The sequence below is a fragment of the Mesorhizobium sp. M0060 genome, assembly GCF_040323155.1.
Lineage (GTDB): Bacteria > Pseudomonadota > Alphaproteobacteria > Rhizobiales > Rhizobiaceae > Mesorhizobium.
Genome location: NZ_JAMYUP010000101.1, coordinates 1 through 11,392, shown reverse-complemented (window position 1 = coordinate 11,392; position 11,392 = coordinate 1). Strand labels below are relative to the sequence as shown.

The window sequence follows — 11,392 nt, the reverse complement described above, 5'->3', positions numbered from 1 at the left end:
AATCGTGCTTTTAAATGACCCCTCCTTTTAACGGCAATTTCTAGAAGGGTGGTAAAAGGTGGAATTCGTTTTTGCCGGCGGTCGTGTTTTGTTCCGTCTGTTGTGGCGGCCGCTTCAACGGGGCCGCTTGCATGTTTGCAGTCCGGAGCTTATCTCGTGAGCTTCGGTGACACGCGCCGCCTGAGCTGCGGGCATCGAGCGTGACCAAGCGGAGAATCAGGCATGGCTTCGGCTGCTGAACAACTAGCCTCGAATCTGAATTTTTCGGCCTTCGCCAAGGCCGAGGATCTGAAGAAGCGCATCTGGTTCACCATCGGCGCGCTGCTCGTTTACCGCCTTGGCACCTATATCCCGCTGCCCGGCATCAATCCCGACGCTTTCGCCCAGGCCTTCTCGTCGCAGAGCAAGGGCGTGCTCGGCATGTTCAACATGTTTGCCGGCGGCGCTGTGCAGCGCATGGCGATCTTTGCCCTCGGCATCATGCCCTATATCTCCGCTTCCATCATCATGCAGCTGATGACCTCGGTCATTCCATCGCTGGAAGCGTTGAAGAAGGAAGGCGAGCAGGGCCGCAAGATCATCAACCAGTACACGCGTTACGGCACCGTGCTTCTGGCGCTGGTCCAGGCCTATGGCATTTCGGTCGGGCTTGAGGGCGGCAACGGCATCGTCAACGATCCCGGCATGTTCTTCCGCATTTCCACCGTCGTCACGCTGGTCGGCGGCACCATGTTCCTGATGTGGCTCGGCGAGCAGATCACCGCTCGCGGCATCGGCAACGGCATTTCGCTGATCATCTTCTCCGGCATTGTCGCCGGCCTGCCGCGCGCCATCTCCGGCACGCTGGAGCTTGGCCGCACCGGCGCGCTGTCGACCGGCCTGATACTGGCGATCATCGTGCTCGCCATCGTCGTCATCGCGCTGATCGTCTTCTTCGAGCGCGCCCAGCGCCGCCTGCTGATCCAGTATCCCAAGCGCCAGGTCGGCAACCGCATGTTCCAGGGCGATACCTCGCATCTGCCGCTGAAACTCAACACCTCCGGCGTCATTCCGCCGATCTTCGCCTCGTCGCTGCTGCTGCTTCCGGCAACGGTTGCCGGCTTCTCGCAGACGACCAATATGCCTGCCTGGGCCAGCACCATCCTGGCGGCGCTCGGCCACGGCCAGCCGCTCTACATGGCCTTCTATGCGGCAATGATCGTGTTCTTCGCGTTCTTCTATACGGCGATCGTCTTCAATCCGAAGGACACCGCCGACCAGTTGAAGAAGCATTCGGGCTTCATCCCGGGCTATCGTCCGGGCGAGCGCACTGCAGATTATATTGACTATGTGCTCACCCGCATCACCGTCGTCGGCGCCATCTATCTGGTGCTGGTGTGTCTGCTGCCCGAGTTCCTGATTTCAGCGACTGGCGTACCGTTCTACCTTGGTGGCACTTCGCTCCTGATCGTGGTCAGTGTAACGCTCGATACGGTGGCCCAGATTCAGGGTCACCTGATCGCGCACCAGTATGAGGGCCTGATCAAGAAGTCGAAGCTGCGCGGGGGGAAGAAGGCCAGATGAGGTTGATATTGCTTGGACCGCCGGGGGCGGGCAAGGGGACACAAGCACTGAGACTGGTAGAAAGACACGGCATCCCACAGCTTTCCACGGGGGACATGCTGCGTGCTGCTGTTCAGGCCGGCACCGAAGTCGGCAAGCGCGCCAAGGCGGTGATGGACGCTGGCGAACTGGTGTCCGACGCTATCGTCAACGCCATCGTGGCAGAACGTATCGATCAAGCTGATTGCGCAAACGGCTTCATCCTTGACGGGTATCCGCGAACCCTGGTGCAAGCGGACGCCGTTGAGGAAATGCTGTCGGATCGCGGACTGGAGCTCGACGCGGTCATCGAATTTGTCGTCGACGACAAGGCGCTGGTTGGCCGAATCGTCAAGCGCGCCGAAGACGCCAAGGCCGCAGGCCTGCCGGTACGCAAGGACGACAGTCCAGCGGTGTTCGAAGAACGCTTGAGGGAATATTACAAGAAAACCTCGCCGCTGATCGGCTACTACTACGCCAAGGGCAAACTCAGGGGCGTCGATGGCATGGCCGGTATCGATGCGGTGACGCAGCAGATCGAGGCGGTGCTCAGGGCGACGACCCGGCAGGTTGGCCAGGCGGCCGGCTAGAGAATCGAACGATTGCGCTTGACTGGAGCGGTCCGCTGGGGTATGGCGGCCCGTCTTCCTATCAGGCATGAGGCTTGCTTGTCCGCAAGGGCAAGGCAGGCCGCTTTGAACTGGAAACTCCCGCAAGGGCCGGCCTCCACCGGACGCGGGGCAACTTGAAGCGCCGGCTCGTCCGGCCTATATGGAGAAGAGAAGAACATGGCTCGTATAGCCGGCGTTAACATTCCTACCAACAAGCGCGTCGTCATTGCGCTTCAATACATTCACGGCATTGGCAAGAAGTTCGCCCAGGAGATCGTCGACAAGGTCGGCATCCCGGCCGAGCGTCGCGTCAACCAGTTGACCGATGCGGAAGTGCTGCAGATCCGCGAAACCATCGACCGCGACTACCAGGTCGAGGGCGACCTGCGCCGCGAAGTGTCGATGAACATCAAGCGGCTCATGGACCTCGGCTGCTACCGCGGCCTGCGTCACCGCCGCTCGCTGCCGGTTCGTGGTCAGCGCACGCATACCAATGCGCGCACCCGCAAGGGCCCGGCCAAGTCGATTGCCGGAAAGAAGAAGTAATTTGTGAATGGTCAATGGTGAATAGTGAATGGTGACGAAGGCCAAGAGCCGACGTTGTGGCCATTCACCATTTTACCATTCACCATTCACCAGGTGGAGCCGCTGGCATTACGGCGGTGTAGAGATCAACTGAAAGGACTATCATGGCCAAGGAAGCCGCTCGTGTTCGCCGTCGCGAACGCAAGAACATCTCGTCGGGCGTTGCCCACGTCAATTCGACCTTCAACAACACGATGATCACCATCACCGACGCGCAGGGCAATTCGATTGCCTGGTCGTCGGCCGGAGCCCAGGGCTTCAAGGGATCGCGCAAGTCGACCCCTTTCGCTGCCCAGATGGCCGCCGAAGATGTTGCCAAGAAGGCTCAGGAACACGGCATGCGCATGCTCGAGGTCGAGGTCTGTGGACCTGGCTCCGGTCGTGAATCGGCGCTGCGCGCGCTGCAGGCAGCCGGCTTCACCATCACCTCGATCCGTGATGTGACGCCGATCCCGCACAATGGCTGCCGCCCGCGCAAGAAGCGCCGCGTCTAATGCATGTCGCCCAAAAGTGTATAGCGGTTTTGGGGCAACGACATGCATAAAAACAAAAACCTAAAGCGCGCCGCGCTTTAGAATTTACCGAACGCCGCGCGAGCGCCTCAAGGGCGCTCCTCCACGGCATTCCAGGTCGCCCGCCACGATTGGATGGTGGCGGGACAACGGAAGGAAAAGCACTATGATCCAGAAAAATTGGCAGGAACTGATCAAGCCGAACAAGATCGAGTTCTCGTCGAAGAAGAAGACGCTGACCACGCTGGTCGCCGAGCCGCTTGAGCGCGGCTTCGGCCTCACCCTCGGCAACGCGCTGCGCCGCGTGCTTCTTTCTTCGCTGCGTGGCGCGGCTGTGACCGCCGTACAGATCGACGGCGTTCTGCATGAATTCTCGTCCATCGCCGGCGTGCGCGAGGACGTGACCGACATCGTCTTGAACATCAAGGAAATCGCCATCCGCATGGAAGGCGATGGCCCCAAGCGCATGGTCGTGCGCAAGCAGGGACCAGGCGCCGTTCTCGCCGGCGACATCCAGACGGTCGGCGACGTCGAGATCCTCAATCCAGACCACGTCATCTGCACGCTGGACGAGGGCGCTGAAATCCGCATGGAGTTCACTGTCGATACCGGCAAGGGCTACGTGCCGGCCGACCGCAATCGCGCCGAAGACGCGCCGATCGGGCTGATCCCGGTCGACAGCCTGTATTCGCCGGTCAAGAAGGTCTCCTACAAGGTCGAGAACACCCGCGAGGGCCAGGTTCTCGACTATGACAAGCTGACCATGACCATCGAGACCGACGGTTCGATCTCGGGTGAGGACGCGGTGGCCTTCGCCGCTCGCATCCTGCAGGACCAGCTCGGCCTGTTCGTCAATTTCGACGAGCCGCAGAAGGAAGTCGCCGCCGAACAGGTTACCGAGCTTGCCTTCAACCCGGCCCTGCTCAAGAAGGTCGACGAGCTCGAGCTTTCGGTGCGTTCTGCCAACTGCCTGAAGAACGACAACATCGTCTATATCGGCGACCTGATCCAGAAGACCGAAGCCGAGATGCTGCGCACCCCGAACTTCGGCCGCAAGTCGCTGAACGAGATCAAGGAAGTCCTGGCGGCGATGGGCCTGCATCTCGGCATGGAAGTGCCGGACTGGCCGCCGGAAAACATCGAAGACCTCGCCAAGCGTTATGAAGATCAATATTGAGCATGATCCCGAAAAGTTGCAGACTTTTCGGACCAGATCATGCGGCTAACCAACTGAGGCTCAGGCCTCTTGAACCCGCAATGAAGGAGAAGAGCCATGCGCCACGGATTTAAAGGCCGCCGGTTCGCCCGCAGCATAAGCCATCGCAAGTCGATGTTTGCCAACCTTGCCGTGTCGCTCATCGAGCACGAGCAGATACTCACCACGCTACCGAAGGCGAAGGATTTGCGTCCGATCGTCGAGAAGCTGGTGACGCTCGGCAAGCGCGGCGATCTGCATGCCCGCCGCCAGGTGATTGCCCAGATCGGCAATGAAGGCGTCGTCAAGCGTCTGTTCGACACAATCGCGCCGCGTTATGCCACCCGCAATGGCGGCTATCTGCGCATCATGAAGGCGGGCTTCCGCCACGGTGACAACGCGGCAATGGCGGTCATCGAGTTCGTCGACCGCGACACCTCAGCCAAAGGCGCCGGCGATCGTGCCCGCATCGAGGCCGAAGGCACCGAGGAGGAAGCCGCAGCCGCATAAGGCTCGGGTTTTCCTGAGAAGTTCAAAGGGGCCAGCGGGCCCCTTTTTCTGTTGCGGAAGCTGCCGGGCAGGGCTTGTAGGTGTTTTGTGACCGGTTTTTGCGGCGACTACCCAAAATAATCGGATTTCAGCGGCTTAGCCTTTCATTTTGCACAATCGTCAGGACAATGGCGCCCGACTTGGAGGATTCGGAATGCGTGTTAAACGGCTGTCCCTTGTTCTGATCTGCGCCTTGATGGCGCTGACGGTCGTGCCGGCGGCCAGGCACGCGCTGGCGGAGGAAACCAAGACCGATCCCGGTCTGTCCGACGTGCTGACCGATCTGCTGCATGGCGTGGAAGGCGAAAACGCCACCTCCGGCCCAGACAAGCGCGTACCGTTCGGCCGCGAGGAGGTGCAGCTGTCCTTCGCGCCGCTGGTCAAGCAGACGGCGCCGGCCGTGGTCAATGTCTACGCCTCGCAGACCGCCAAGGTGATGTCGCCCTTCGACGGCGATCCGTTCTTCGAGGAGTTCTTCGGCCGCTCGCAGCCGCGCGCGCAGTCCTCGCTCGGTTCCGGCGTGCTGGTTGATCCGACCGGCGTGGTGGTCACCAATTTCCACGTCGTCAAAGACGCCGACCAGGTCAAGGTCGCGACCGCCGACGGGCGCGAATTCGACAGCAAGGTGCTGCTCAAGGATGAGACGCTCGATCTCGCCGTGCTCAAGATTTCTTCCGACAAGCCGTTTCCTGTGATCGCCATCGGCGATTCCGACGCGCTCGAGGTCGGTGATCTCGTGCTGGCGATCGGCAATCCGTTCGGTGTCGGCCAGACCACCACCAGCGGCATCATTTCGGCGGTGGCGCGCAGCCATATCGGCGTCTCCGATTCCAGCTTCTTCATCCAGACCGACGCCGCCATCAACCCCGGCAATTCCGGTGGCGCGCTGGTCAACATGGGAGGGCAGCTGATCGGCATCAACACCGCGATCTATAGCCGTAGCGGCGGCTCGATCGGCATCGGCTTTGCCATCCCTTCGAACATGGTTCGGGCTTTCGCCGATGCGGCCAAAGCCGGGCTCGACTTTTTCGAGCGGCCGTATGTCGGTGCCGAGTTCGAGGCGGTGACGCCGCAGATTGCCGAATCGCTCGGCATGGCCAAGCCGACCGGCTCGCTGGTTTCTTCGGTCGAAGAGGCGGGACCCGCGGCCAAGGCAGGGCTCAAGCCTGGTGACGTGGTGCTGTCGCTCAACGGCAAGCCGGTCGAGAGCGTCGGAGCGCTGGACTACCGGATGGCGACGCTGTCGATCGGCACTAGTGCCAGCTTCGGCGTTCTGAGCAAGGGTCAGCAGGCGACGATGGACATCGCGCTGGAACGACCGCCTGAGGGCGCCAAAGCTGCGGAACTCACATTGAGCGGTCGAAGCCCGTTTTCAGGTGCCAAGGTTGCCGAACTGTCGCCACGGCTTGCCCAGCGGCTCGGTCTGCGCACCGATGTCAAAGGCGTCACCATGGTCGACATCAACCGCGATTCGCCCGCTGCCGATTTCGGCTTCCAGCCGGGCGACATCGTGCGTGAGGTCAACGGCTTGACGATCGACAAGGCGGCAACCCTGGAACAGGTAGCCCAGCAGGATACGCGCTGGTGGCGCTTTACCGTCGAGCGCGGCGGGCAGATAATGCGCCAGGTGTTGCGTTACTGAGCCCGACCGTCAGCATGATCGGGCTCCAGGCAGAAGAAGTTGCATGGCCGATCTGTTCAGTGTCGATGAACCGGAAAAGACGCCGCCCGGCAGGCCGCTGGCCGATCGTCTGCGCCCAAAAAACCTCGGCGAGGTCGTCGGCCAGGAGCATCTGACCGGCCCCGACGGCGCGCTGACACGGCTGATCGGCTCCGGCTCGCTCGGCTCGATGATCTTCTGGGGCCCGCCCGGCACCGGCAAGACCACGGTCGCACGGCTGCTTGCCGGCGAGACAAGTCTCGCCTTCGAACAGATCTCGGCCGTGTTTTCCGGCGTCGCCGACCTGAAGAAAGTGTTCGAGGCAGCGAAGCTGCGTCGCTCCAACGGCCGCCAGACACTGCTGTTCGTCGATGAGATCCATCGTTTCAACCGCGCCCAGCAGGACAGTTTTCTGCCGGTGATGGAAGACGGAACCGTCGTGCTGGTCGGCGCCACCACCGAGAACCCGTCCTTCGAACTTAACGCCGCGCTTTTGTCGCGTGCACGTGTGCTGGTGTTTCACTCGCTCGGCGAGGAGAGCATCGCCAAACTGCTGGCGCGGGCCGAGGAGGCGGAGGGCAGGGCACTGCCGCTCGATGACGAGGCGCGGGCGATGCTCGTGCGGATGAGCGACGGTGACGGCCGCGCGGCGTTGACGCTGGCCGAAGAGGTCTGGCGTGCAGCCAAATCCGGTGAAGTGTTCGGCGCCGAGGCCCTGCAGCGCATCGTCCAGCGCCGCGCGCCGATTTACGACAAGGGCCAGGACGGCCATTACAATTTGATCTCCGCCTTGCACAAATCGGTGCGCGGCTCCGACCCCGACGCGGCACTCTATTATCTCGCCCGCATGTTCGATGCCGGCGAGGATCCGCTTTATCTAGGGCGCCGGCTGGTGCGCATGGCGATGGAAGATATCGGGTTGGCCGACCCGCAGGCGCTCGTCGTGGCCAACGCCGCCAAGGACGCCTACGACTATCTGGGCTCGCCGGAGGGCGAGCTGGCCTTCGCCGAGGCAACCGTCTATCTCGCCACCGCGCCGAAATCCAATGCCGTCTACACCGCCTTCAAGGCCGCCACACAGGCGGCCAAGGAATTCGGCTCGCTGCTGCCGCCCAAGCATATTCTCAATGCGCCGACCAAGCTGATGAAACAGGAAGATTACGGCGCCGGCTATCGCTACGACCACGACGAGCCCGACGCTTTTTCCGGCCAGGATTATTTTCCGGAGAAGATGGGCCGGCAGACATTCTACGACCCGCCCGAGCGCGGCTTCGAGCGCGATATCAGGAAGCGGCTGGACTATTGGGCGAAGCTGCGCAGCGAGCGGGAAAAATAGCCGCCAGTCGCACACTGGTGTGATCGCCGTTGTCTGGCGGGATAAAAAACCCTATCAAGATGCGCCTTCGGCCGGCGGACAGGCCAGAAACGTACCGACGATATTCAGAACGGAATCGCGCCTGGCGCGTGGAAAAATGACAAAGAAATTTCGCAAGACCCTTCGGAAGTTCGCCATAGCGATCCCACTGCTGGCGCTCGGCTTCTATTTCATTCCCATTCTGACGACGATTTTCATCGCCCTCGGCCTGATTGACGTCTTGCGCAACGACAACAAGAACTGGGCCCTGTTCAGTGGTTATTTCCTGGGCAACGGCATCTTCACCTGGCTGCTTTCGCCCTTCAATCTGCTGGTCGATCTGCTGTGCTATAGAAACCGCGGTGTCTGGAAATTGGACCAGTTTCCTCTGGACTATCAGCGCGAGGTCAACGAGGTCCTGGACGTCTTCAAGGCGCGCAAGGACGAGATCATCGCCGACATCGACGCCAATTTCGGCAGTGGCCGGCGCGGCATGTATGTCTATCAGTGGTATGGCAAGCACAGAATAGACAACGTCGCCGAATTCAACAAGGATTTCAAATACATCAAGACGATTGCGGTCTCTGTGTTCAGCGGCAGGGAATCGACTTCCTGGCACTTTGGCCCGCTCCGGCTCAGCCTGCGCATTCTCTACAACCTCATCCCGGTGAAATCGGAAGTGTTCGTCGAGTGCGGCAACAGCAAGAATTACTGGCACGAGAACCCGCTCTTCATCTTCGACGATACGCTCCTTCATCGCTCGGTCAATGAGTTTAACGGGCGCCGCTACTGCGTGTTCATGGACATCATTCGTCCATCGCCGTTTCCCGGTCTGATCTCGACACTTCTCGCCATCGTTTCGGTCAGCGTCGAGCGCATCAATTCCATGTTCTACAAGAACTGGAAGATGATCGGCTCCAGCAAGCCGAAGAAGGCCGGAAGCGCCTGATACCGTAGTCTGACCGAGGGAGAGCGATGTATCACCTGTTGCTTGTCTGCCTCGGCGGCGCGCTCGGCGGAATGGCCCGCTTCTTCCTGTCCGGCTTCATCGCCCGCCGGGTCGGCGAGACCTTTCCCTGGGGCACGATGGTCGTCAACATTTCGGGAGCCTTTGCGATCGGCGTCATCGCGCATGCGGTGGCGCGCGACGCCATGCCCGCCGTCTGGGCTTTCGCCGTCACCGGCTGCCTCGGCTGTTATACAACGGTTTCTTCGTTCAGCTTGCAGACGCTGGCACTGGCGCGTGAAGGCGAATGGCTTCGCGCGGGCGGCAATGTGGTGCTTTCGGTTTTTCTGAGCCTCGGCGGCGTGGCGTTGGGCTTTGCCGCGGGAAGTCTGCTGATCGGCAGCGGGGCGCCGTGAGCAGTCCGGGGAAGCTCCGCTCCGGCGGAACGGACGCCGCCGCGGCAGGGTCCGTTGCGCGCCGCATTGGCTGGCGCAAGACGAGCGAAACGGTTCGGTTCTATGCCACCGTCGCCGCTGGCAGCGTGATCGGCGGTGTGCTGCGGGCGCTTGCCTCATTGGCGAGCAGCGCCCTGTGGGGCAATGGATTCCCCGTTGGCACGCTCCTTGTGAACATAGTCGGCTCATTCCTCATCGGCTTCTACGCTACATTGACGGGGCCCAATGGCCGCGTCTTTGCCAGTCCGCTGCAGCGCCAGTTCTTCATCGCCGGCTTTTGCGGAGGCCTGACGACTTTCTCCGCGTTCAGCCTTGAAACCTTCACCCTGGTGCAAGGTGGAAGGCTGGCGGCGGCGGCGCTCAATATCGCGATCTCCGTGGTGGCGTGGCTTGTCGCCGTCTGGCTTGGCCACATCTTTGCAGTGCGCCTCAACCGATTGAGAGGATCCGGGCAATGAAGATACCAAGGCAGGCACAATTGCTGCGCATATTCATCGGTGAGAACGATAGGGCGGATGGCCGCCCGCTATACGAGGCAATCGTGCTCAAGGCGCGGGAAGTGCAGATTGCCGGCGCGACTGTCCTGCGCGGCGCGATGGGATTCGGCCATTCCAGCCGGCTTCACACCACGAAAATCCTCCGTCTGTCGGAGGATCTGCCACTGGTGATCGAGATCGTCGATAGCGAGGAAAAGATCGCCGCTTTCCTGCCCGTGCTTGAAACAATCATGACAAGTGGCCTGATCACGCTGGAGAAAGTTCAGGTTCTGCAATATGGAACCGACAACGAGTAATTGCGTATGAAATTGCGGGGTGCTGGCAAATGCCGCTGCATCCCGAAACAGCGATTGGAATCATGGCAGGAGTAGAACAGATCACAGTGGACGCCGGCGAGGCGGGCATGCGGCTCGACCGCTGGTTCAAGACCCATTTTCCGGGCCTCGGCTTCGGTCATCTGCAGAAGCTGCTGCGCTCCGGCCAGATCCGCGTCGACGGCGGCAGGGTGAAGGCCGATACCCGCGTCGAAGCCGGCCAGACGGTGCGTGTGCCGCCGCTCGAAGTGGACAAGAAAGGTGAAAGCCCGCTCACCGGCCATTCGATACGCAACCAGGGCGACGCCGATGTCCTGGCCAAGATGCTGATCCATGAGGATCCGAAGGTCTTCGTCTTCAATAAGCCCGCCGGTCTGGCAGTGCAGGGCGGCTCGGGGGTCACCCGCAATGTCGACGACATGCTGGAAGCCTGGCGCAACCAGAAGGGCGAGAAACCGCGCCTGGTGCACCGGCTCGACCGCGACACATCGGGTGTGCTGGTCGTCGCCCGTACAAGGCTGGCCGCCATGAAGCTTGCCGAAGCGTTCCGGGCGCGCGAGACCAAGAAGACCTACTGGGCGCTGGTCAAGGGGGTGCCGCCGAAACTCGAGGACAAGATCTCGACCTGGCTGATCAAGGAACCGACGCCCGACGGCGATCGTGTGCGCATCGCCAAGCATGGCGAAAAGGGCGCCGACCACGCCGTGTCCTACTACCGTATCATCGAGCAGGCTGCACAGACGATGACCTGGCTGGAGATGGAGCCCTATACCGGGCGCACCCACCAGCTCCGTGTCCATGCCGCCCACATCGGCTGCCCGATCATCGGTGACCCCAAATATTTCGAGGCTGACACCAATTGGGATTTTCCCGGCGGCATGCAGAATCGCTTGCATCTGCACGCGCGTCGCATCGTCATCCCGCATCCCGACAAGGGTTTTGTCGACGTCACCGCGCCGATGCCGCCACATATGCGCCAGAGCTGGAACCTGATCGGCTTCGACGACGCAAGCGCGGAGGATTAGGGCTGGTGGGCATCGCCACAGATACGCTCGACCGCCGTGACGCGGTCGACCTGGCGGCGGCCGTCATCATGGTCGGGCTGACCTTTTCCTGGGGGCTCAACTACGTCG

Annotated in this window: 13 protein-coding genes and 1 pseudogene; all 14 read left to right on the top strand. The window is 61.4% G+C overall.

The window, feature by feature from the left end:
- The first annotated feature begins 222 nt into the window (after nt 1-222).
- A complete protein-coding gene (secY, locus tag NKJ94_RS35795) occupies nt 223-1,563 on the top strand; it encodes a preprotein translocase subunit SecY (protein WP_023717523.1) in 1,341 nt (446 codons plus the stop codon).
- Nucleotides 1,560-2,171: an adenylate kinase gene (locus NKJ94_RS35790; RefSeq protein WP_352532310.1), complete on the top strand. Its 612-nt coding sequence runs from the start codon at nt 1,560-1,562 to the stop codon at nt 2,169-2,171. Before secY ends, NKJ94_RS35790 begins: the two co-directional genes overlap by 4 nt.
- Nucleotides 2,172-2,369: 198 nt before the next feature.
- Nucleotides 2,370-2,738: a 30S ribosomal protein S13 gene (gene rpsM, locus NKJ94_RS35785; protein ID WP_006205445.1), complete on the top strand. Its 369-nt coding sequence runs from the start codon at nt 2,370-2,372 to the stop codon at nt 2,736-2,738.
- A 143-nt stretch (nt 2,739-2,881) separates the two neighbouring features.
- Nucleotides 2,882-3,271 (top strand): 30S ribosomal protein S11, encoded by a 390-nt coding sequence (rpsK, locus tag NKJ94_RS35780; RefSeq protein ID WP_006205444.1) that lies wholly within the window; start codon nt 2,882-2,884, stop codon nt 3,269-3,271.
- A gap of 184 nt (nt 3,272-3,455) precedes the next feature.
- Nucleotides 3,456-4,466 (top strand): DNA-directed RNA polymerase subunit alpha, encoded by a 1,011-nt coding sequence (locus NKJ94_RS35775; RefSeq protein WP_023675128.1) that lies wholly within the window; start codon nt 3,456-3,458, stop codon nt 4,464-4,466.
- 96 nt (nt 4,467-4,562) lie between these two features.
- Complete coding sequence (gene rplQ, locus NKJ94_RS35770; protein ID WP_023675127.1) at nt 4,563-4,994, top strand: 50S ribosomal protein L17; 432 nt, start codon at nt 4,563-4,565, stop codon at nt 4,992-4,994.
- Nucleotides 4,995-5,187: 193 nt separating this feature from the next.
- The gene (locus NKJ94_RS35765) at nt 5,188-6,675 is read left to right on the top strand and encodes a DegQ family serine endoprotease (protein ID WP_352532308.1); all 1,488 of its coding nucleotides are present in this window, start codon (nt 5,188-5,190) and stop codon (nt 6,673-6,675) included.
- Nucleotides 6,676-6,718: 43 nt separating this feature from the next.
- Nucleotides 6,719-8,029, top strand: coding sequence for a replication-associated recombination protein A (locus tag NKJ94_RS35760; protein ID WP_352532306.1), 1,311 nt, complete (start codon nt 6,719-6,721; stop codon nt 8,027-8,029).
- 136 nt (nt 8,030-8,165) lie between these two features.
- The gene (locus NKJ94_RS35755) at nt 8,166-8,996 is read left to right on the top strand and encodes an aspartyl/asparaginyl beta-hydroxylase domain-containing protein (RefSeq protein ID WP_352532304.1); all 831 of its coding nucleotides are present in this window, start codon (nt 8,166-8,168) and stop codon (nt 8,994-8,996) included.
- 26 nt (nt 8,997-9,022) lie between these two features.
- Nucleotides 9,023-9,409 (top strand): fluoride efflux transporter CrcB, encoded by a 387-nt coding sequence (gene crcB, locus NKJ94_RS35750; RefSeq protein WP_352532302.1) that lies wholly within the window; start codon nt 9,023-9,025, stop codon nt 9,407-9,409.
- A gap of 65 nt (nt 9,410-9,474) precedes the next feature.
- On the top strand, nt 9,475-9,906 hold the full coding sequence (gene crcB, locus NKJ94_RS35745; protein WP_352532312.1) for a fluoride efflux transporter CrcB: 432 nt from the start codon (nt 9,475-9,477) through the stop codon (nt 9,904-9,906).
- Complete coding sequence (locus NKJ94_RS35740) at nt 9,903-10,241, top strand: DUF190 domain-containing protein (protein WP_352532300.1); 339 nt, start codon at nt 9,903-9,905, stop codon at nt 10,239-10,241. Before crcB (NKJ94_RS35745) ends, NKJ94_RS35740 begins: the two co-directional genes overlap by 4 nt.
- Nucleotides 10,242-10,303: 62 nt before the next feature.
- Nucleotides 10,304-11,284 carry an RluA family pseudouridine synthase gene (locus tag NKJ94_RS35735; protein ID WP_352532298.1) on the top strand — a complete coding sequence of 327 codons (981 nt, stop codon included), beginning with the start codon at nt 10,304-10,306 and terminating at the stop codon, nt 11,282-11,284.
- A gap of 5 nt (nt 11,285-11,289) precedes the next feature.
- Nucleotides 11,290-11,392: pseudogene (locus NKJ94_RS35730) on the top strand (EamA/RhaT family transporter); the annotation flags it as partial.